Annotated in this window: 16 protein-coding genes; 8 read left to right on the top strand and 8 right to left on the bottom strand. The window is 66.7% G+C overall.

What is annotated here, in order from left to right:
• Nucleotides 1-28 precede the first annotated feature (28 nt).
• Complete coding sequence (locus tag G554_RS0101685) at nt 29-895, bottom strand: ABC transporter permease (protein ID WP_027586546.1); 867 nt, start codon at nt 893-895, stop codon at nt 29-31.
• Nucleotides 895-2262 (bottom strand): quaternary amine ABC transporter ATP-binding protein, encoded by a 1368-nt coding sequence (locus tag G554_RS14075; RefSeq protein ID WP_084648226.1) that lies wholly within the window; start codon nt 2260-2262, stop codon nt 895-897. Before G554_RS14075 ends, G554_RS0101685 begins: the two co-directional genes overlap by 1 nt.
• 780 nt (nt 2263-3042) lie before the next feature.
• Here G554_RS14075 and G554_RS0101670 point away from each other — a divergent pair.
• A complete protein-coding gene (locus G554_RS0101670) occupies nt 3043-3432 on the top strand; it encodes a YchJ family protein (protein ID WP_084648225.1) in 390 nt (129 codons plus the stop codon).
• Nucleotides 3433-3549: 117 nt separating this feature from the next.
• Here G554_RS0101670 and G554_RS0101665 read toward each other — a convergent pair whose 3' ends face one another.
• Nucleotides 3550-4305 carry a DUF4352 domain-containing protein gene (locus G554_RS0101665; protein ID WP_027586544.1) on the bottom strand — a complete coding sequence of 252 codons (756 nt, stop codon included), beginning with the start codon at nt 4303-4305 and terminating at the stop codon, nt 3550-3552.
• A gap of 194 nt (nt 4306-4499) precedes the next feature.
• On the opposite strand from G554_RS0101665, the gene G554_RS0101660 reads away from it, so the two are divergent.
• The 7 genes from G554_RS0101660 to G554_RS0101630 all read left to right on the top strand — a co-directional run bounded on the left by G554_RS0101660 (nt 4500) and on the right by G554_RS0101630 (nt 15420).
• Nucleotides 4500-6545, top strand: a complete 2046-nt coding sequence (locus G554_RS0101660; RefSeq protein WP_027586543.1) for a hypothetical protein — start codon at nt 4500-4502, stop codon at nt 6543-6545.
• Nucleotides 6545-8179, top strand: coding sequence for a class I SAM-dependent DNA methyltransferase (locus tag G554_RS0101655; protein ID WP_036924076.1), 1635 nt, complete (start codon nt 6545-6547; stop codon nt 8177-8179). The genes G554_RS0101660 and G554_RS0101655 overlap by 1 nt, the downstream gene beginning before the upstream one ends.
• Nucleotides 8179-9285: a restriction endonuclease subunit S gene (locus tag G554_RS14070; protein ID WP_071162131.1), complete on the top strand. Its 1107-nt coding sequence runs from the start codon at nt 8179-8181 to the stop codon at nt 9283-9285. Before G554_RS0101655 ends, G554_RS14070 begins: the two co-directional genes overlap by 1 nt.
• Nucleotides 9285-12485: a type I restriction endonuclease subunit R gene (locus G554_RS0101645; RefSeq protein WP_036924074.1), complete on the top strand. Its 3201-nt coding sequence runs from the start codon at nt 9285-9287 to the stop codon at nt 12483-12485. The genes G554_RS14070 and G554_RS0101645 overlap by 1 nt, the downstream gene beginning before the upstream one ends.
• 202 nt (nt 12486-12687) lie before the next feature.
• A complete protein-coding gene (gene gad, locus G554_RS0101640) occupies nt 12688-14118 on the top strand; it encodes a glutamate decarboxylase (protein ID WP_027586540.1) in 1431 nt (476 codons plus the stop codon).
• A 101-nt stretch (nt 14119-14219) separates the two neighbouring features.
• Entirely contained in the window at nt 14220-14606 is a 387-nt protein-coding gene (locus tag G554_RS0101635) for a YchJ family protein (protein ID WP_154654133.1), read from the top strand.
• Nucleotides 14607-14694: 88 nt separating this feature from the next.
• Complete coding sequence (locus G554_RS0101630; protein WP_027586538.1) at nt 14695-15420, top strand: VIT1/CCC1 transporter family protein; 726 nt, start codon at nt 14695-14697, stop codon at nt 15418-15420.
• 167 nt (nt 15421-15587) lie between these two features.
• Here G554_RS0101630 and clpB read toward each other — a convergent pair whose 3' ends face one another.
• The 5 genes from clpB to G554_RS0101605 form a co-directional block, all read right to left on the bottom strand.
• Entirely contained in the window at nt 15588-18185 is a 2598-nt protein-coding gene (clpB, locus tag G554_RS0101625) for an ATP-dependent chaperone ClpB (RefSeq protein ID WP_027586537.1), read from the bottom strand.
• Nucleotides 18186-18320: 135 nt separating this feature from the next.
• Nucleotides 18321-19703: an ABC transporter substrate-binding protein gene (locus tag G554_RS0101620; RefSeq protein WP_027586536.1), complete on the bottom strand. Its 1383-nt coding sequence runs from the start codon at nt 19701-19703 to the stop codon at nt 18321-18323.
• Between the two features lie 32 nt (nt 19704-19735).
• The gene (locus G554_RS0101615) at nt 19736-20662 is read right to left on the bottom strand and encodes a carbohydrate ABC transporter permease (protein ID WP_027586535.1); all 927 of its coding nucleotides are present in this window, start codon (nt 20660-20662) and stop codon (nt 19736-19738) included.
• On the bottom strand, nt 20659-21576 hold the full coding sequence (locus tag G554_RS0101610; RefSeq protein WP_126412838.1) for a carbohydrate ABC transporter permease: 918 nt from the start codon (nt 21574-21576) through the stop codon (nt 20659-20661). Before G554_RS0101610 ends, G554_RS0101615 begins: the two co-directional genes overlap by 4 nt.
• Nucleotides 21577-21715: 139 nt before the next feature.
• Nucleotides 21716-22483, bottom strand: coding sequence for an HAD-IIB family hydrolase (locus tag G554_RS0101605; protein ID WP_036924071.1), 768 nt, complete (start codon nt 22481-22483; stop codon nt 21716-21718).
• Between the last annotated feature and the right edge of the window lie 35 nt (nt 22484-22518).

Here is a 22518-nt window from a genome sequence, read left to right as displayed (position 1 = left end):
CATGTCGGATGGTGAATGGGGATGGGCCTCAGTTGGCCCTCTGGGCGCGGGCCAGCGGGGTGCGATTGGCCAGTCCGCCGGTGATCCTGTCCAGGAAGACCGCGACCACGACGACGGCCACTCCCGCCTCCATGCCGAGGCCGATGTCGACCTGGGAGAGTGCGGCGACCACATCTCCGCCGAGGCCGCCGGCCCCGACCATTCCCGAGAGCACCACCATCGACAGGGCGAGCATGATGACCTGATTGACGCCGGCCATGATGGTCGGCATCGCCAGCGGGATCTGGACGCGGGTGAGGATGTGGAGCGGGCTGGCGCCGAATGCGGCGGCCGCCTCGACCGTCTCGCGGTCGACCTGCCGGATGCCCAGTTCGGTGAATCGGACCCCGGGCGGCAGCGCGAAGATGATGGTCGCGATGGCTCCGGGGACCGGTCCGACGCTGAACAGCACGATGACCGGCACCAGGTAGGCCAGTGAGGGCATCGTCTGCATGAAGTCCAACACCGGTTTGACGATCGCCGAGAACCTCTTGCTCCTGGCCGCCAGAATGCCGACCGGAATCGCGATGAGCAGCGCCAGCACGACGGCGACCAGCACCAGCGCGAGGGTCTGCATGGTGTGGTTCCACTGGTCCATCGCGCGGACGACGTAGAACCCCACGAGGGTGAACACGGCGACCCGCCAGCTCGCGCACAGCCATGCCAGGGCGGCGAGGAGGACCATCATCACCAGGTAGAGGGGCGTCGACAGGGCGGTTTGCAAGCCGCTGTAGAGGCCTCCGATCACCCAGTTGGTGGCATCGATGAGCCAGCCGAACCAGTGCTGGAACCAGTCGAAGAACTGCTCGATCCAGCTGCCGAGCGGAATGCGCGGATTGAGAACATCGAATTCCATCAGGCTCTGACCTCCTGCTGTCCCGTGGTCCCCGGACGGGTGTCGGTGGTGTGGGTGGTGCCGGGCTGGTGCGCCAGGGCCTTCTGGTCGGCCGGTTCCAGGCCGACCGGTTCGTGATCATCGGTGATGATCGGAAGCTCCCCGGTGTCCTCCAGCGATGTGGCGACGCCGGACTCCTCGGCGTCCTGGTCCATGCGCGACATGGAGTCCAGGAGCGCGACGCGGGGCACGATCCCGAGCAGGTGCAGCTCGTCGTCCACCACGGCCAGCGGCAGGCGGACGTTGGCGCTGGGCGCGAAGAGTTTCGCCAGCGGGGCATCGGGCTTGACGGTGAGGATGTCCGAGTTGTCGATGATGTGGGCGACGGTGGCATCCCCGGCGCGGGCGGCGGCGACGACCCGCTCGTCGCGGATCGATCCGAGCAGCCTGCGGTTCTCGTCGACGGCGAACATTCCCGAGACGCCGAGCTGCTCCATCACTGCCAGGGCGTACCGGGGCCGGGCGTTCTGGGAGATGACGGCCTCGGTCTCTCTCATCACTGCGGAGGCGGTGAGCACCCGGGTGCGGTCGACGTCCTGGATGAAGTCGGCGACGTAGTCGTCGGCGGGCTCGGTGAGGATCTCCTCGGAGGTGCCGATCTGGGCGATCTGGCCGTACCGCATCACCGCGATGTGGTCGCCGAGGTACATCGCCTCGTTGAGATCGTGGGTGATGAAGATGATGGTCTTCTGGATGCGGGCCTGGAGCTCCATCAGCTGGTCCTGCATCTCCCGGCGAATCAGTGGATCCAGCGCCGAGAAGGCCTCGTCCATGAGAAGGATGTCTGTCTCCGCGGCGAGTGCGCGGGCCAGTCCGACCCTCTGCTGCATGCCGCCGGACAGCTGATGGGGGTACTTCTCCCCCCAGCCCTTGAGGCCGACCGTGTGCAACCACTCGTCGGCCCGCTCCAGCTGTTCCGATCTCGGAATCCTGCCCTGGAGCCGCAGGCCGTAGGCCGCGTTCTCGCGCACGGTGAGGTGGGGCAGCAGCGCGAAGCTCTGGAAGACCATCGAGACATGGTCGCGGCGCAGCTGACGCAACCGGACCGGGCTCATCTGGGAGACCACCGAGTCGCCGATGGAGATGCTGCCGGCCGAGGGAGTCCACAGTCCGTTGATCATCCTGATGAGGGTGGACTTCCCCGATCCCGACAGACCCATCACGACGAACGTCTCGCCCTTCTGCACCGAGAAGCTGGCGTCGATCACCGCGGCGGTGCCCAGGGTCTTCAGCGCCTCTCTGGACTCCCCCTCCTTGAGCCGCCGGACGACCTCTTTCTCACGTCTTCCGAACACCTTGTAGACATGTGATGCACGTACGATTTCCACTCGAGTGTGACCTTCCGTGTAATTGTCGCCACGACACCTGGAACGACTCGCCGAATAATCAGCTCCCAACGAGAAAATGCCGCAATTGATAGCCCCTCCTGCTGGAAGAACAACTTGGTCGACGCTAGCAGCGAAAACTGAGGCAGGCAAGCCCGGCGCACCAGCGCGACGCCTCTGGAGGCCCCCTCGACACACCGTCTCTAGGGCGAGATCACATGATCAGACAACGATGTCAGGACACCCCCGGGAATCCCGTGACCCGACCCGTGGCTCCGTGCCGTTAGCATCTTCCAATACCGTCGTGGCACGGGGTTATACGATTCCTCCACTGCGAGAGGAGCATCCTCCTTCACGATTGTCGTACGCCGTGGCAGAGGCTTCGTCAGCGTCATCGACTGACCCTCCCATGCACATGGAGGGATCATCGCGACGGTTCTTGCAGAACATGTTGTAGCACGCCGCCAAAATCATGTCTTGAGGTCTTGGCGCAGACGTTCTGAATAGCGATGCATGATATATGTCACTCCCACGAGAGGGGCTCCGTTATCACACGCCCCGACGGTGTCAATCGGCGGGGTGCGACGAGCGATACCGATATTTCTCATCTTCCGTTGCGCCACATGTCGTCGAACACGACGAATTCACTCATCGGCACGGTGTCGACCCGCCCGGCCAGATCACTGCGGACGGAGCCGATGGCCTGGCTTGCACGGCATGGGCACAGCAGCAGTCCTTGGTGGAGGGCGCCCGGTCTGGCACCCACCGGGCAGGATGGAGGCCATGAGATCCTCTGACCCCTGTCCCTGCAGTTCCGGCCTGCCTTTGGGGCACTGCTGCGGGCCCGTACTCGACGACCCGAGCACGGCGTCGACCGCCGAGGCGCTGATGCGGTCGCGCTACACCGCCCACGTCCTCGGCCGGTGGAACCACCTCTATGTCACCTGGCATCCGCGGACTCGCCCCGAGCTGGTCGACGACGACGGTCTGGAGTGGATCGGTCTTCAGGTGCTGGACACAGAGGCGGGCGGGCCCGACGACAAGAACGGGATCGTCGAGTACGCCGCATCCTTCCGCCTCGACGGGCAGCGCGACGTCCTCCACGAGAAGGCTCGGTTCGAGCGGCGGGCCAAGAGGTGGTTCTACACGGACGGGGAGCTCGTCGAGGACTGAGGAGGGACGGACAGAGCCCACCCGGGCGACCACAGCGCCGACGGTCGTGTCGGGCGATGACAGAGAATCTGTCATCGCCCGACACGACCGTCTCGCACCCCTGCGGTGTGCACCGGATCAGGAGAGGGCGACCTCCGCGGTGCCGCTGAACAGGGAGCTCTTGAAGGTGGATGTGGTGGGAGTGGTTCCCTTCGGCACGTCGAAGTAGGCGACGCCGCTCATCTTGTTCCCGGGGTTGATCTTCTTGAGGAAGATGCTGCCGTCCACGGCCCAGGTGTCGGTGGATGTGGAGTACTCGCTGCCCTTGGCGTCGGAGATCTTGATCTGCGAGTCATCGACAGTCGCCTGACCCTTGCCGCCGTTGGCGATCGTCACCGACAGCTTGCAGAACTGGCCCTGGGGAGTGAGCTGCTCCATGGGGTCGGACACCGTGACGCCGCACCTGAACCCGGTCACCGTGAAGGTCAGGTCGCCGGACTTCACAGCGGTGCCGATCCCGGCCTTCTTCGGCTCCTCCTTCGTGGGCTCGGCCTTCTTCGAGGGGGCCTGCGCGTTCGCCTTGTCGGCCGCCTTCGCCGCACCGCCGCCGGCAGCCGCGCTGGCGGACTCCGATCCACCGGCGGCACCGCTGCTGGCGTTGTCGTCCCCGCCTCCACCCAGGTGGGAGGCGACGATCGCGCCCACGATGACGTAGAAGCAGATCATCCACCAGCGCTTCCAGATCGACTTCTTCGGCTTGCGCGGCGGCTGGAAGGCGGGCCCCTGGTACTGCTGGTAGGGGCCGTTGGGCATCGGCTGGCCGGGCTGCTGACCGGTGAAGCGCTGACCTGACTGCTGGTTCGGGCCGCTGAAGCCGGGGTTCTGCTGGGACATGGTGTGTCCTTCCTGTGCATTTTGGATGATCGGTGGTTTGGCCGTCGGTCCTCACCGGCAGCGACAGGAACACCGTGCCCTTCCCGGCTGACATCAGCGTCTTATAGGGCTGATAACCCCACTTATCAGATACCTGCTAATTCCTGTCGAACTGCTTGCGTAGAGTGCCAGCATCACCACTGAGAGGAGACGCCATGGCCGCCACACTGTCGATGGCCGACATCGCTCGGCTGGCGCACGTTCAGCGTCCGGTCGTCTCCATGTGGCGCCAGCGCGCCGTCCCGGGCGCCCCCTTCCCCACCCCGCGGGCCGACGGCCGGTTCAGCGCCGGGGATGTCCTCACCTACCTGTCGGCGACCGGCCGCGGCAACAATCCCGATCCGGAGCTGACGTCGGATCTCACCGTTGCCTCGAGTTCGGCCACCGACCCGGCAGACCGCGGAGACCTGCTCACCCTGCTGGCGGCAAGGGCGGTGCTGGGTGCCGACGCCCTGGCCGAGACCGACGTCGAGGACCTGCTCGACGATGTGGAGGCCCTCGATCCTGACGACGAGTGGCTGTTCTCCGAGGTGGAGGGGGCCGACGTCGAGCGGCTCGCCCGCACCGCCGACGCCGTGGCCGACAACTCCTACTCCCCCGCGGAGGCCTACGAGCAGCTCCTGGCCGCCGATCCGGACCCCTCCGGCCTCACCGCACCGCTGGTCGACCTCCTGGCCGAGCTCACCGCAGCGCTGTTGGGCGAGGACAGCAAGTTGGTGGACGTCGCCGGCACCGCGACCGGCACCGCACTGAGGCTGGCCGCGGACGAGTCGTTGACGCCGCCGGCCATCTTGCTGGCCCGTGACCTGCCCTCCGACCGGGCCACTGCCCGGCGGACGCCGCTGCGCGCAACGTTGCGCCGTTACCGGGTTCATCGCTGCGAGGTCGGCACGGTGGCCATGGAGGACGACTGGGATCTACCCGCCGGGTCGGTGATCCTGGCACGAGTCCCCGACCACACCGATCCCGCCCGCGCCGATCCGGCCCAGTCCGATCCCGACCACACCGACTCCGCCCACACTGATTCTGTCCAGGCCGCTCCCGCCACCGCCGAGGCGTTTGGCCTCATCGACGACCTCACCCTCCAGATGGGCCCCGGCACCACCGCCCTGGTCCTCGGCCCGGCCTCGATCCTCATCGACGAACTGCCGGACGCCCTGGTGGGTCAACGCGACGCCTTCCTGCGCCGCGGTCTGGTGCGAGCCGCGGTACGCCTGCCGGCAGGGCTGCTGCGAGGAGGCGGCGGGGAGCACCTGGCCCTGTGGCTGCTGGCGGAGGGCGACTCCCGTCACCTGTGGGCCGGGGATCTGTCGGGGCGCAGCCTGGATGCGGCGACCAGTCAGCAGCTGCTGGATGACGTGGTCGCGGTCGCCAGGTCCGAACGGCAGCGCGCCTTCTCGATCCTGCACCGGGCCGAGGCCGCCAAGGTCATCGCGTTGTCGCAGTCCCTGGTGGCCCTGGACGTCTCCCCCGCCGACCCATTGCCCGTCTCAGCGGCCGACGACGCCGCGCGGATGGCCGAGCTGCTGGCGCTTCTCGCCGAGCCGATGCCCGATCCGCTGTCGGGGCTGAGGCCCGAGGCCTCGGACGCCGGAGGGGGCGGTCACGGGTCGGCGCTGTCTGCCACCCTGGGAGACCTGGCCCGCAAGCGGCTGGTCCGCATCATCTCCGGTTACCGGCTCCCCCGACTCCCGGCCGGGACGCTCCAGATGTGGACCGCCGAGGCCGTGGCCACTCACCTGCCTGCCGGCGTCGACCTGCTCGCGTTGACCACCGCCATCCCGGGGGCGGCCCTCACCGCGCCCGACGACCTCGTCTTCACCTCGACCGGGACCCCGCATGCCGTGGTGGACGCCGGTGGAGGCTCGGTGGTGGCCTATCCGGCCCGGATCCTGCGGGTCTCGCCGACAGCGTCCTGCTCCCCGCGAGCGATCGCGGCCACCATCAATGAGCTGAGACCTGGCACCGGGATCGGCAAGTGGCGGTCATGGCAGGTGCCGCTGGTCTCGGGGAGCCGCCGTGAGGTGGAGGACGTCATGACCCGGATACAGGCGTGGGAGGATCAGACCCGCACTCGGTTGGCGCAGATCGGCGAGCTGCGGCGTCTGGCCACCCGATCAGTGACGTCGGGTGCGGTGAGGTTCGCAGCCGCGGCCTGCACGCACCCCGAGCCAGCCCCTGTCGATGAGAAAGGCCAGTGATGGCAGAGCGATCCGTGACGACCCCGTCGACCCGCAAGGAGCTCAAGGACACCTTGTGGAAGGCGGCCGACAAGCTGCGCGGCTCGATGAGCGCCGCCCAGTACAAGGACGTCGTGCTGGGGCTGATCTTCCTCAAGTACGTCTCCGATGCCTTCCAGGAGAAGCGCGACCAGATCGCCGAGCAGGCCCGGGCCGAGGGTCTGGACGAGGAGGACGTCGCCGAGACCCTGGAGGATCGCGACGAGTACGCCTCGGGCGCCTTCTGGGTGGATCCCGATGCCCGCTGGGCGGCCCTGGTGGCCGATGCGAAGGTCACCGAGGGGAGCACCATCGGCCAGCGGATCAATGAGGCGATGGATCTGCTGATGCGCGACAACCCGTCGCTGGCGGGCACTCTGCCGAGGCTGTTCAACGGCAACAATGTGGATCAGCGTCGGCTGGCCGAGCTGATGGACCTGCTGAACTCGGTGCAGTTCTCCGGGCAGGGAGCCGCCAAGGCCAGGGACCTGCTGGGCGAGGTCTACGAGTACTTCCTGGCCAATTTCGCCCTGTCGGAGGGCCATCGCGGTGGGGAGTTCTACACCCCGGCCTCGGTGGTGCGCATCATCGTCGAGGTGCTGCAGCCGAAAACGGGGCGGGTCTACGACCCGTGCTGCGGGTCGGGCGGGATGTTCGTCCAGGCCGAGAAGTTCTTGGAGGCCCACGACGCCGATCCGACGAATCTCGCGGTCTACGGCCAGGAGCTCAATGAGTCGACCTGGCGGATGGCGAAGATGAACCTGGCCATTCACGGTCTGGGAGGCAATCTGGGCCCCCGGTGGGGGGACACCTTCGCGCTGGATTTCCACTCCGATGTGCAGATGGACTTCGTGATGGCCAACCCGCCGTTCAACATCAAGGACTGGAATCGGCGGGAGTCCGATCCGCGCTGGGTCTACGGGGTGCCGCCGGCCAAGAACGCCAACTATGCGTGGATGCAGCACATCCTGTCGAAGCTGGCACCGGGCGGGACGGCCGGGGTGGTGATGGCCAATGGGTCGATGACCTCCTCGTCGAATGGCGAGGGCGATATCCGGGCGCAGTTCGTGGAGCACGACATGGTGGCGGCGATGGTGGCGCTTCCCGACAAGCTGTTCCGCTCGACCGGGATCCCGGCCTGCCTGTGGTTCTTCGCCCGCGACAAGGGGGCGGGTCCTGGTGGATCGGTGGATCGGCGCGGCCAGGTGCTGTTCATCGACGCCCGTGAGATGGGCTACATGATCACCCGGGCCCAGCGGGGGCTGAGGGCCGAGGAGATCCAGAGGATCGCCGACACCGTCCACGCCTGGCGCGGGATGGAGCAGCTGGCAGTGTCGACGGCCGATGTCACCGTCGAGGAGGACGCCGAGGTCAAGGCGGCCGAGATGACCTACGAGGATGTCCCGGGATTCTGCAAGAGCGTGAGCACCGCCGACATCAAGGCCGCCGGCTATGCCTTGACGCCGGGGCGGTATGTCGGGATGGCGGAGGCCCCCGAGGATGCCGAACCCCTCGACGAGAAGATCGCGAGGCTCAGGAGCGAGCTAGCACAGCAGTTCACCGAATCATCAGAACTTCAAGCCAATGTCACCTCGCAGTTGGAGCGTCTGCAGTGATGACTACATCTGTGCGAATCGGTGACATCATCGACAACTTTGACTCGATGCGAGTACCCGTCTCTTCAAGCAAGCGACGACCAGGACACTATCCGTATTACGGCGCTTCTGGAATAGTGGATCACGTTGAGGATTTCATATTTGATGGACCATACCTACTGATCGCGGAAGACGGGGAGAACCTCAAAACCCGCTCGACCCCGATCGCAATTCCTGCGGATGGTAAGTTCTGGGTGAACAACCATTCTCACGTAGTGCGAGGAAAACCCGGATTATGCTCTACCACCTTTTTGGGTTACTACTTCGCAACGATTGACATTTCTGGATATCTGAGTGGTTCCGCTCAACCGAAGCTGTCACAAACTAGCCTCAATTCCATCCGCATCAACCTCCCCTCACTCCCCGAGCAGAAGGCCATTGCGGAGGTGCTGGGGGCGCTGGACGACAAGATCGCCGCCAACCGCAAGCTCGTCACCACTACAGAGGACCTCATGGTGGCCTTGGTCACCAATCTCGAGGCGGACGCGTCGCTGAAGCAGCTAGCAGACCTCCGGAGATCTTCAGTTCAACCAGATGCGATGCCTACATTGGTGAACCACTACTCCCTTCCACGATATGACGAAGGAGCGATTCCGTGCCGCGAGCTCAGCGCCACTATCAAGAGCGGAAAGTTCCACTTCGACCACCCGGCGGTCTTGCTCTCCAAGCTCAATCCCCGGTTCCCTCGAATCTGGAACGTTCCTCACCCCGAGGAGAATTCAATTGCATCCACAGAGTTCCTCGTTCTAGAACCGAGGCGTATCAGTTCTTCCACACTCTGGGCACTACTCTCAACCCGCCGTGTGAGTTCGTTCCTTCAGGAGCGCGTATCTGGGACCACCGGTAGCCATCAGCGCTTCAAGCCAGCACAGGCGATGGAGATGCCGATGCCTTCATCCGTTCCCGAGAATCTCCAAGATGCCCTCACCTCTCTCGGAGTCCGGGCAGTGGCCGCACGTCAAGAGTCCCAAACTCTCGCCTCACTTCGTGACACCCTTCTCCCCGCCCTCATGGACGGGACCATTCGAGTCAAGGATGCCGAGAAACAAGCAGAGGAGGTGCTCTGATGACACCCACCGGCGGGGCCCTGTTGCACGAGGGCGACTGGGAGGCCGACATGCTCGACTGGCTCGGGCAGATCGGCTGGCAACCCGGCAAGGGATCCGAGATCGCCGCGCAGCGCCAGTCCGAGTCAGACCTCATCCTCCATGACGACTTCCTGACAGTCCTGCGAGGCCTGAACCCCGAGGTCCCGGCCAACCACCTGGCCGAGGCGGCCGCGATGATCTGCGCACCGGCGTCCCAGGATGCCATCGCCGAGAACGAGCGCTTCCACACCTTCCTGGTCCACGGCTTCCGGGGGCTGAGCTACCTCGACCTCAACGGCGTCGAGCAGACCCCGACCATCCAGCTGCTGGCCGACGACCCCGAGCGCAATGTCTTCCGCGCGATCCAACAGGTGACCATCCGCCAGTCCGGCCACCACCGCCGCTTCGACGTCGTGCTCTACGTCAACGGCCTTCCCCTGGTGATCGTCGAGCTCAAGGATGCCGGCAGCACCCGGGCCACCATCTCCAAGGCCCACAGTCAGCTCGCCACCTACCTCGACGAGTTCCCCACCGCTTTTCGCACCGTGGTCGCCACCGTCATCTCCGACGGGATCAGCGCCAAGTACGGCACACCCTTCACCCCCTACAACCACTTCAGCCCGTGGACTGTCGACGAGCAGGGCGTCCCGCTCTCCCCACCGCCCACCGAGGAACTCGAGCCGCTCACCTACGGATTGTTCGACCAACGACATTTCATCGACGTCGTCAAGCACTTCGTCACCTTCGAGCACGGGGACAGGCCCACCAAGCTGATCGCCAAACCCCACCAGTACTTCGCAGTCCGCAAGGCCCTCGCCCATACCCTGACCGCCGTCGACTCCGACGGGAAGGCCGGCGTCGTGTGGCACACCCAGGGATCCGGGAAATCCCTGGAGATGGAGTTCTACACCAACCTGGTGATGACCCATCCGGTGCTGCACAACCCGACGATCGTCCTCATCACCGACCGCAACGAGCTCGACGGGCAGCTCTACGAGGGATTCGCCAGGTCCACCCTGCTGCCCGAGGCGCCCCTCCAGATCACTACCCGCTGGGAGCTGCGCCAGGAACTGTCCTCCAAGAACTCCGGCGGGATCATCTTCACCACCCTGCAGAAGTTCGGCCGCACCGGCCAGGAGCGCGAGTCGGGCGCCGACCACCCGCTGCTCACCGACCGGCACAATGTCATCGTCATCGTCGACGAGGCCCACCGCAGCCACTACGACGACCTGGACGGCTACGCCCGCTACCTCAAGGACGCGCTGCCCAATGCCACTCTGATCGCCTTCACCGGCACCCCGCTCAACGAGGCCGACCGCAACACCCGCGCGGTGTTCGGCGACTACATCGACATCTACGACCTCGACCGGGCCGTCGCCGACGGTGCCACCGTGCCCGTTCACTACGAGCCGCGGCTGGTCAAGGTGCGGCTGTCCAGCGACCTCACCGCCGAGCAGATCGACGCCGCCGCCGACGAGCAGACCGCCGGCCTCGACGACTCCGAACGCGAGCGCATCGAGCAGGCGGTCGCCGTCATCAACGCCATCTACGGCGCCCCCGCACGGCTCCACGCGCTGGCCGCCGACATCGTCTCCCACTGGGAGAACCGCCAGAAGCTGGTGACTCCCACCCTCCAGCCGGTCGACGGGGAGACAGATGCGACTCCCCATGGCAAGGGGATCATCGTGTGCAGCACGCGGGAGATCGCAGCCAGGCTCTACGACCAGATCGTGGCGCTGCGGCCGCAATGGCACTCCGACGACGACACCCGCGGTGTCATCAAGGTGGTGTACTCCGGATCGGCATCCGACCGCCCGCCGATCAGCAACCACGTGCGCACCGAGTCGGCGAACAAGATCATCAAGAACCGCCTCAAGGACATCGACGACGAGCTCGAACTGGTGATCGTCAAGGACATGATGCTCACCGGATTCGACGCCCCACCGTGGCACACCATGTACCTCGACCGGCCCCTCAAGGGGGCCCAGCTGATGCAGGCCCTGGCGCGGGTGAACCGGACCTTCCGCGGCAAGCAGGACGGGCTGCTGGTGGCCTACGCCCCGCTGGACGCCAACCTCAAAGCGGCCCTGGCGGAGTACACCCAGGGTGGTGCCCGTGCCGAGGAGACCGGGCGCGACATCGCGGAGGCGGTTGCTGCCACCCGCCGACTGACCGAGGCGCTGCGGGGGTTGCTCTCCGGCTGCGGCTGGCGACCGGTCCTCGAGGGTGGCGGACAGAGCGCCGCGCGTTACGCGGTGAAGATGGCGGTGGACTATCTGCGCTCCCCCCACACCCCCGGCAACCGGGTGGCCGAGGGTCAGGAGAGCCTCAAGGACCGGTTCAGGATGCTGTCGGGACAGCTGAGCCGGATGTGGGCGCTGTCCTGCGGCGCCGAGACGCTGGCAGATCTGCGCCACGAGATCTCCTTCTACGAGCAGGTCCGCGGCTGGATGGCCAAGTGGGACGCCAAGGAGCGCGAGGCCAACGGGCAACCCATCCCCGAGGAGGTTCAGCGGATGCTGCGCGGGCTGGTGGCCGAGGCCACCGAGGCCGGCGGGGTCACCGATATCTACTCCGAGGTGGGCCTGGACCGCCCCGATCTGCGCTCGCTGAAGCCTGGCGATGCCGAGGCACTGAGCCAGAGCACGACCCCGCACCTAGCCATCGAGGCGCTGCGCGACATGCTCATCACCGAGTCGCGGGCCGCCACTGCCAGCAACATCGCCCGGCGGACGGCCTTCAGCCAGCGGATCTCCGACCTCATGCTGCGCTACACCAACCAGCAGCTCACCGCCGCCCAGGTGCTCGCCGAGTTGATCTCGGTCGCCGGGGAGGTCCAGGCCGAGGCCGACCGGGGCAAACGCTTCTCCCCGCCACTGAACCGCGACGAGTTGGCCTTCTACGACGCCGTGAGCCAGAACGACTCGGCGGTCCAGCTGCTGGGCGACGGCGTCCTGGCCGAGATGGCCCGCGAACTGGTCGCCGTGATGCGCCGCGACACCCGCACCGACTGGAAGGTCCGCGACGACGTCAAGGCCTCCCTGCGCGCCGCGGTGAGACGACTCCTGCGCAAGTACAAGTACCCCCCGGACAAGCAGCCCGAGGCCGTCACCCGGGTCATCGAGCAGATGGAGGAGCTCGCCCCCGAATTTGCCGCCGAGGACCAACGCACGGCGTGACCGTCACCGGCGACAGGCTCCCGGAGATGGCAACGCGAAGCTTGGGAGAGGCGACGGTCGCCGCCCACCCAGGGCCGCCGCCTGAGGAGGGATGGGCAGGTCAGGTCCGGGGAGTCGTCCGGCTTGTCCTCAGACCGGCCTCGGGATGCCGGACCGGGAGTTACTGTGACCAGGACAGCGCAGCCCCTGACGAGGAGTGACCATGACGGACCCTCGACATCCCCGGAAGGCACGGCTCTCCCAGCCGCATCACGCCACGAACGTCGATCCGAACCTCAGCCTCAGCCCGGTCTTCGTCAGACCCGGCGAGGCGACCGATCTGCCGAAGTTCACACTCCCCGACTCGATGAGCGAGCCCGAGACCGCCTACCAGATCGTCCACGACGAATCGATTCTCGACGGCAACTCGCGGCTGAACCTGGCGACCTTCGTCACCACCTGGATGGACGACTACGCCAAGAAGCTGTACCTCGAGTCCGCCGACAAGAACATGATCGACAAGGACGAGTACCCGGCGACCTCCGCCATCGAGGAGCGCTGCTGGCGGATCCTCGCCGACCTGTGGCACGTGCCCGACATCGACGACACCCTCGGCACCTCCACGATCGGCTCCTCGGAGGCCTGCATGCTGGGCGGGCTGGCACTCAAGCGGCTCTGGCAGGAGCGGCGCATGGCTCACGGAGAGCCCAGCGACAAGCCCAATCTGGTGATGTCGGCGGCCGTCCAGGTCGTCTGGGAGAAGTTCTGCAACTACTGGGACGTCGAACCCCGCTACGTCCCGGTGACCCCCGACCACCTCGTGCTCGACGGCACCGGCCTGGAGGACTACGTCGATGAGAACACCATCGGCGTGGTCGCCATCCTCGGCCAGACCTTCACCGGCCTCTATGACGACGTGGCCGCCATCGCCGACAAGCTCGACGCCATCCAGGCCGACACCGGCCTGGACATCAGGATGCACATCGACGGAGCCTCGGGTGCCATGGTCGCGCCCTTCTGCCAGCCCGACCTGGCGTGGGACTTCAGCCTGGACCGCGTCAACTCGATCTCGACCTCGGGGCACAAGTACGGACTGGTGTACCCCGGCCTCGGCTGGGTCGTGTGGCGCAACACCCAGGTGATACCCGAGAGCCTGATCTTCCACGTCAGCTATCTCGGCGGGGACATGCCCACCCTGGCGCTCAACTTCTCACGGCCCGGTGCCCAGGTGCTGCTGCAGTACTACCAGTTCCTGCGGCTGGGCTTCGAGGGTTACCACGAGGTCCAGCAGAACTCGATCGACGTCGCCACCTTCCTGTCGGGCTCGATTGAGAAGCTCGGCCCCTTCCGGCTCATCAGCCGCGGCGACACCATCCCGGTCTTCGCATGGGTGCTCAAGGAGGGCTACACCGACAACTGGAGTCTGTACGACCTGGCCGAACGGCTCCGGATGAGGGGCTGGCTGGTGCCCGCCTACCCGATGGCCGACGCCATGTCGGATGTCGTGCTCCAGCGGATCGTCGTCAGGTTCGGGATGAGCCACGATCTGGCGACAGCCCTGCTGGCCGACCTCACAGCCGAGGTGCACAAGCTCGATTCGCTGCAGTCGCCGCTGCCCGACGAGTTCGCCCGACGCTCCCAGTTCCACCACTGAGGCCCTCTCCCCTCTGGAGGATCCCCGCAGAGGAGAGACGCCGGTGGGACGACGCCGCCCGGCAGGCATCACCGAAGGGAAGCGGGCACGATAGGACCGTGATGGCTTCCACGATCTGTCCCTGTGGTTCCGGACTGCCCCTCCGCAGGTGCTGCGGGCCCGTCCTGGACGACCCCCGCACGGCGTCCTCGGCCGAGGCACTGATGCGCTCGCGCTACACCGCCCATGCGCTGGGACGCTGGAACCATCTCTATGTCACCTGGCATCCCCGCACCCGCCCCGAACTGATCGACGACGATGGGCTCAGCTGGACCGGCCTGGAGGTGGTGCGCACCCAGGACGGCCAGCCCGGGGACTCCACCGGGGTCGTGGAGTACCGGGCGTTCTTCCGCGACGGGGCCCAGCAGGACTGTCTGCACGAGGTGGCGCGATTCGCCAGGCGGGCCGGACGATGGTGCTACCTCGACGGCGACCTGGTCGCCGATTGAGCGGAACTCCCGGGCGCCGCCCCGGAGCTCGCCGCTGCAGATATCATGGTGGCTCGATCCCCCACCCAGCCGACAGAGAGAACCTTCCTTGAGACGGTCAACCACGCGTCACCCCCATTCAGGAGAGCAGCATCTGGGCTCTGTCGATCAGCGCCTCAACTGGCTGCGCGCCGGGGTGCTCGGTGCCAATGACGGCATCGTGTCGACCGCCGGAGTGGTCATCGGGGTGGCCGGCGCCACCAGCCAGACCTTCGCTATCGCCACCGCCGGGATCGCCGCCCTGGTGGCCGGCGCCTTCTCGATGGCCGGTGGCGAGTACGTCTCGGTGAGCACCCAGCGAGACACCGAACGGGCGCTGCTCGCCAAGGAGCAGTGGGAACTCGACACGATGCCCGACACCGAGCTCAAGGAGCTCACCGACATCTACGTCGACCGCGGCGTCACCCCCGACGTCGCCGCTCTGGTGGCCAGGGACCTCACCGCCCGCGATCCGCTGGGGGCCCATGCCGAGGCGGAGCTGGGGATCGACCCCGACGATCTCACCAACCCCTGGCTGGCGGCGGTCTCCTCACTGGTGTCATTCAGCGTCGGTGCGGCGATCCCACTCATCGCGATCCTGCTGCCGCTGTCCCAGGCAGTCCTGATCTGTGTGCTGGCAGTGGCTCTGGCACTGGCGATCACCGGCCTGGTGAGCGCCCACCTGGGCGGGGCCCCCAAGGTCCGGGCGGTGCTGCGCAATATCGGCATGGGCCTGCTCACGATGGCCGTCACCTACGGCGTCGGGCGGCTCTTCGGCACGGTGGCCGGGGCCTGAGCCCGCTCGGCAGGTGGCAGGACAGGTGGCCGCGTCTCCCCGACCCCGTCCCCGCGCTGCCCCCGACAAGCGACCGACCCGGCACGACCGGCCCTGCACGCCCCCGCAGACGCAGATGTGCCCGGCCCCCCCGAGGGACCGGGCACATCCGGTGATACAGCCGGTGATCACACCGCCGCAGCGGGCTCCTGGGCGACGATCTGCAGACCGTCGTCGGAGTCGCTCACGTCGAAGCGGACCGTACTGCCCTCGGCAATCTCCCCGGAGAGCACCTTGCGGGCCAGCTGGTCCTCCACCGTCGTCTGGATCAGACGACGCAGCGGACGGGCGCCGTAGACCGGGTCGTAACCGGTCATCGCCAGCCAGTCCTTGGCGGCCTGACTCAGCTCGATGGTGATCCGACGTTCGGCCATCCGGGCATTGAGCTTGTGCAGGTTGGTGTCCACGATGCGGCTCAGGTCCGAGGTGGTCAGCGGGTCGAACATCACGATGTCATCCAACCTGTTGAGGAACTCAGGGCGGAACTGCGCCCGCACCGCGTTCATCACGGCCTCCCGCTTGGCGGGCTCGTCCAGATTCGGATCCGAGAGGAACTGCGAACCCAGGTTCGAGGTCATGATGAGAATCGTGTTGCGGAAGTCCACCGTGCGCCCCTGACCATCGGTCAGACGCCCGTCGTCCAGCACCTGCAGCAGGATGTTGAAGACGTCACGATGAGCCTTCTCCACCTCGTCGAGCAGAATCACCGAGTACGGACGACGCCGCACGGCCTCGGTGAGCTGGCCACCCTCCTCGTAGCCGACGTAGCCCGGAGGCGCACCGACCAGACGGGAGACTGAGTGCTTCTCCATGTACTCGCTCATGTCGATACGCACCATCGACGTCTCGTCGTCGAACAGGAACTCGGCCAGCGACTTGGCCAGCTCCGTCTTGCCGACGCCGGTCGGCCCCAGGAACAGGAACGACCCGGTCGGACGGTTCGGGTCCGAGATGCCGGCACGGGAGCGCCGCACGGCGTCCGAGACGGTCTTGACGGCCTTCTCCTGACCGATCAGACGCTCATGGAGACGACCCTCCATCTGGAGGAGCTTCTCCTGCTCGCCCTGCATCATCCGGCCCACCGGAATCCCGGTCCAGGCCGAGACGACCTCGGCGATATCGGTCGAGGAGACCTCCTCGGAGACCATTCGCGGCGTCTCCTCCTCGGCCTTGTTGGCCTCCTCCATCTGGCCCTCCAGGGCAGGGATCTCCCCGTAGAGGATCTCGGAGGCGCGGCCGAAGTCGCCCTCGCGCTGGAACTTGTCGGCGGTGGTCCGCAGCTCGTCGATCTGCTTCTTCAACTCGCCGACCTTGTTCAGCCCCGACTTCTCGGCCTCCCACCGGCTCTCCAGGGCGCGCAGCTGCTCCTCCTTGTCGGCCATCTCGGCCTGCAGACGCGACAGCCTCTGCTTGGAGGCGGGATCCTCCTCCTTCTCGACGGCGAAGATCTCCATCTTCATCCGGTCGACCTCACGGCGCAGCGTGTCGATCTCCTCTGGGGAGGAGTCGATCTCCATCCGCAGTCGAGAGGCGGCCTCGTCGATCAGGTCGATGGCCTTGTCAGGCAGCTGACGGGCGGTGATGTACCGGTTCGACAGGGTGGCCGCGGCCACCAGGGCGCCATCGGTGATGCGCACCTTGTGGTGCGCCTCGTAACGCTCGCGCAGGCCACGCAAAATGGCGATGGTGTCCTCCACCGAGGGCTCGCCGACGAAGACCTGCTGGAACCGGCGCTCGAAGGCCGGATCCTTCTCGATGTGCTCGCGGTACTCGTCGAGAGTGGTCGCACCGATCATCCTCAACTCGCCGCGGGCCAGCATCGGCTTGAGCATATTGCCCGCATCCATCGACCCCTCACCGGTCGCGCCGGCACCGATCACGGTGTGCAGCTCGTCGATGAAGGTGATGATCTGACCCTCGGCCTCCTTGATCTCGTTGAGGACGCTCTTGAGCCGCTCCTCGAACTCGCCGCGGTACTTGGCCCCGGCGACCATCGAGGTGAGATCCAGGGAGACCACCCGGCGACCCTTCAGGGAGTCAGGGACGTCTCCGGCGATCACTCGCTGGGCCAGTCCCTCGACGACCGCGGTCTTGCCGACGCCGGGCTCGCCGATCAGCACCGGGTTGTTCTTGGTGCGTCGGGCCAGCACCTGGACCACGCGTCGGATCTCGGCGTCACGGCCGATGACGGGGTCGAGCTTGCCGGCGCGGGCGCGCTCGGTGAGATCCACGGAGTACTTGGCCAGCGCCGACTCCCCTCCCTCGGACTCCTCGGAGGTGACCCGGCGGTCGCCGCGGCCCTCATTGAAGGCGCGGGTCAGCGTGTCGGGGCGCAGACCGAGCTCGGTCAGTCCCGGCTGGACGTCGCTGGGGACGGTGGTCAGCGAGATGAGCAGGTGCTCGGTGGCGACGAAGGAGTCGCCCATCTCCTGGGCGCGGTTCTGGGCGTCGGCGATGACCCGGGCCAGCGCGCCGGACAGCTGCGGCTGGGAGACCGAGGCCCCCGAGGAGGACGGCAGTTTGCGCATCGCCTCGGTGGCGATCCGGTCGATCGCCTCGGGTTCGATGTTCAGACCCTTGACCAGCGGCCCGACGGTGTTGTCGGGGATGGTGAACAGGGCGTGCAGCAGGTGAGAGGGCTCCACGGAGGGATTCCCGTGGGCCAACGCGTGCCGCGAGGCGGCCGAGACCGCGTCACGACTCATCGTGGTGAGATTGGTATCCATGTATGTGCCTCGCAGGGTTGAGTTCTACTGACTCAAGTATGCCCCGTTCATTCTGAACGTCAAGCCATACTTGAGCGACACAGACTCAACCCTGCCGAGGCGTGGAGTATTCCGGGGGTCGGGGACCCCTCGCAGTCAGTTGAGGTGGGGCTTCACCTGGCTGGTGTAGATCCCCTCCAGGGTGGACCGCAGGCTCTTCATGGTGGCGGTGGTGTCGGCTTTCTGGGTGAGGATGCCGGCCACCGCCTTCGCGATCTCCTGGTCGGCGCCGGGCATGAAGACCCGTGCCCAGTCCTGGGCGCGGGTGACGTCCAGCTGCTTGATCGCGGTGCCGATGAGGGCGTTCTTCTCGAGCAGCGAGGAGGTGTCGGCCGACTTGCGGACCGGCATGTACCCGGTGGCCGAGGAGAAGTCCACGGTGTTCTCGGGGTTGGTGAGGAAGGCGATGAACTTCGCGGCCGCCAGCTGGTTGGCCTTGTCGATCCCCTTGGGGATGCCGACCCCGGCGCCGCCGGTCGGGCAGACCGGCTTGGTGGAGACCGGGCCGCCGGGCAGGAAGCCGACGCCGACCTGGAAGCGGGACCCGATGGACTTCTGGACGCCGACCAGCGATCCGGTGGACTCGATGGTCGCCGAGCAGGCGCCGGCGGCCAGGTCGTCGATGGCGGCGGTGCTGGCCACCCCGGCCCACCTGGAGGTGTTGACGGCGTCTGCGAAGTAGTTCAGGGCCTTGACGGTGGCCGGGGAGTCGCAGGTGATGTCGAAGCTGTTGCGCCTGGACCAGCCGCCGCCGTACCCCCACAGGGTGTTCTGGAGGGTCCAGCCGGCGTATCCGGCCAGGGCCGGGATCTCGTAGGCGTACTTGGCCTTCGTGGTGGCCTTGACCGCCATCAGCTTGGGCGCCCAGGTGGCGAACTCCTCCCAGCTGGTCGGTGCCCGGTCGGGCAGTCCGGCGGCCTTGAAGTGGTTCTTGTTGTAGTAGAACAGCGGGGTCGAGCGGGCCCACGGCACCGCCCACTGCTCGCCCTTGTACTGGTAGTCGGCGACCAGGCCGTCGCGGTAGTCCGACAGCTCGAGGCCTGCGGCCTTGATGACATTGCCCAGCGGGATGATCGAGTCCTGCATGTAGTAGCGGAACCACCAGACGTCCGACAGCACCACCAGGTCGGGCAGCTGGCCGCCGGCCTGGGCGCTCTGGAACTTCTGGGCGACGTCCTTATAGGTGCTGCCCGCGGTGACGAGGTTCACCGTGATGCCCGACTGGGCCTTGAACTTCTTGATGATCGACTGGGTGATGGCCTGGGAGCTGCCGGGGTGGTTCGACCAGAAGGAGATGGTCTTGGCAGGGGTGACGCCGTCGAAGCTGGGTCCGCCGGTCGCCCCGGCCGAGGCCGAACCGGCCGCCGAGGTCGTCGAGGGCCCCGAGCAGGCCGACAGCAGCGCGGCACCCGCGCCGAGCCCGGCCAGGCCGAGCAGGCTGCGTCGCGAGATGGCGGCGCTGGACACATCATGAAGCATGACAGGGATCTCCTTGTGGAAGTGGGGCGCGCTCACTTGACCGCACCCTGGGTGAGACCAGCGACGATGTATCGCTGGAGGAAGAGGAAGACGATGAGGACCGGCAGGATGACGACCACCGCCCCGGCCATCAGCACCGGGTAGGCGCTGGGATCACCCTCGATGTTCTTGAGCAGGGTGAGGCCGACCGGCAGGGTCATCCGCGAGTCGTCGGTGGTGATGACCAGCGGCCAGATGTAGTTGTTCCACTCGTCGACGATGGTCACCAGACCGACCGTGGCGATCGCCGGCGTCGACATCGGCACGACCATCCGGAACAGCCGGCCCAGGTGCCCGGCGCCGTCCATCTCGGCGGCCTCCAGGACGTCGATCGGCAGGGACATGAAGTTCTGGCGCAGCAGGAAGGTGCCGAAGGCGGTGCCCAGACCGGGCAGGATGATTCCCCAGTAGGTGTTGACCCCGCCGAGCCCGGCGATGGTGATGTAGTTGGGGACCAGGCTCACCTGGGAGGGCACCATCAGGGCGACCAGGATCGCGATGAAGATGAACCGGCGTCCCGGGACCCTCAGGAAGCTGAAGGCGTAGGCGCTGGTGATCGCCAGGACGAGCTTGACCACCGCGCCGACCGCGGTGACCAGCACCGAGTTGAGGAACAGCTGGGGGAAGTCGACCTTCGCCGAGGCGTTGAGATAGGCCGTCAGGCTCGGGTGGTGGGGCCACAGCACGAGATCCTGGGTGACGACCTCGCCGGAGGTCTTGAGGGAGCTCAGCGCCATCCACAGCAGCGGCAGGACGATCACCAGGCAGGCGATCACCAGGGGCAGGTAGCCGCCGAGAATGCGCCGCGACCAGGAGTCCGGGCCGACGATCGACTCGTCGACCGAGGAGTGGTGCCTGCTGTGGGCCCGCCTGGTGCCCTCGGCGTCCCGGGACGGTGTCCGGGTCAGTGCGAGGCTCATGCGTAGTAGACCTTCCGCTCGAGGAACCTCATCTGGAAGACGGTGAGGATGAGGAGGATGACGACCAGAAGGGTTGAGATCGCCGCCGAGTAGCCGGCCCGGTTGTAACCGCCGAAGGCCTGCAGGTAGGAGGCGTACATCAGCGTGGTGGTGCCCTGGCCCATCGGCGTCATGATGCGGATCAGGTCGAAGGACTGCAGTGAGGACAGGATCGTCGTCATCAGCAGGAAGAAGGTGGTCGGCGAGATGAGCGGCCAGATGATCGCCCGGAAGCTGCGGCCGCGGGTGGCGCCGTCCAGGGCGGCGGCCTCCAGCAGGTCGCGCGGGATGGCCTGGAGAGCAGCCAGGTAGATCACCGCGCAGTAGCCGAGGTTCTTCCAGATGTAGACGATGATGATCATCGTCAGGGACAGCGGCGGTTGCAGGAACCACTGCGGGGAGGACTGTCCGAACTTCCGCAGCACCGCGGCCAGCACCCCGCCGACCGGGTCGAAGATGAATGTCCAGACCAGTCCGACGCCGACCCCCGACAGGACGTAGGGGGCGAAGACGGTGGCCCGGGCGACATTGCGTCCGACCAGCCTGCGGTTGAGGACGACGGCCAGGCCCAGGCCGATGAGCATCGACCCGCCGACCGTGACGACGGTGAAGACCAGTGTCGTGGTGAGGACCTGGCCGGCGTCGCGGCTGAAGAACTCGCGGTAGTTGCCCAGGCCGATGAACTTCGCCGTCGGGGAGCCGAGAGTCCAGTCCAGCATCGAGTACCAGATGTTGAGCACCAGTGGCCGGTAGGTGAACACGGCGATGAGTGCGGCATTGGGCAGGACGAAGGCCACGAAGAGCAGCGCCTCATGGATTCGTCGCCGACCGATGTGGCCTCTCGGCCGTGCGATCGTTGGTGCTGCACTCGTCACGCTCACTCCTCCTGGTCCAACGGACCTGCCTCCAGAAAGGTAGGCAGGCCAGTTGTCCTGAGGGGGAGTCGAAGGTTACGAGAGGGTTGTCGCCGGGTTCATTCTTGGTGTTCCCGCTGGTGAGGCCGGGCTGAGGGCCTCAGGCGGACTGGTGGAGGCCGGCCCCGGCGGCCTCGGCGAGCAGGGCCTCGAGCTTCTCGACGGTGTCCTGCCACCCGGTGACCGAGACACAGGGCACCCCCATCGCCTTGACGGGGTAGTCGTTGCCGTTGACGTCGAGCCGGTCGCCGAAGAACAGCAGGTCCTCGCGGTTCAGGCCGGTCTTCGTCAGCAGTTCGCCGATTCCGAAGGACTTGTCGCGTCCGACCCGGGTGATGTCGACGGAGGTGGATCCGCCGGCGCGCACCTCGAGATCGGGCAGCAGTTCGGCCACCGCGGCGCGCAGCCGCAGCTTTTTCTCACCGGTCGGGTCCCAGGCGCGCTTGGCCGGAACCGGCGCCTCCTGGCCGAGGGCCGAGAAGGTGATCTGGGACTCCCGGTCCTCCATCGTCGGACCCCAGGTGTGCTCCTCCCACAGGCCGAGCCTGCGGGCGCATCCCTCGAGAGCCTCGGTGGCCCGCGACTTCTCGTCGTCGGTGAGAGCCTCCAGGTAGATCCTGTCCCACCGGCCGTCGACCAGCCGGTAGTACTGGGTGCCGCAGGCCGGCATGAGGTGGAGCCGGTCCATCCGGGCCGACCCCACCTCATCGAGGGGTTCGACGACCTGACTGCGGAACTGGCCGAACTGGCCGCCGGAGATCACGCACACCTGGGTGGCCTCCAGCAGCCGTGCCAGAGTCTCGGCCATCGGTTCGGGAAGCCGCGTCTTGGAGGGCGCGAGGGTGTCGTCCAGATCGAAGGCGACCATTGGCGGTATTGACACAGTCACGGCCAACAACCTAT

This window comes from Acidipropionibacterium thoenii DSM 20276 (assembly GCF_000423445.1).
Taxonomy (GTDB): domain Bacteria; phylum Actinomycetota; class Actinomycetes; order Propionibacteriales; family Propionibacteriaceae; genus Acidipropionibacterium; species Acidipropionibacterium thoenii.
The sequence above is the reverse complement of the archived record's forward strand: the minus strand, read 5'-3'. Positions and strand labels throughout refer to the sequence as shown.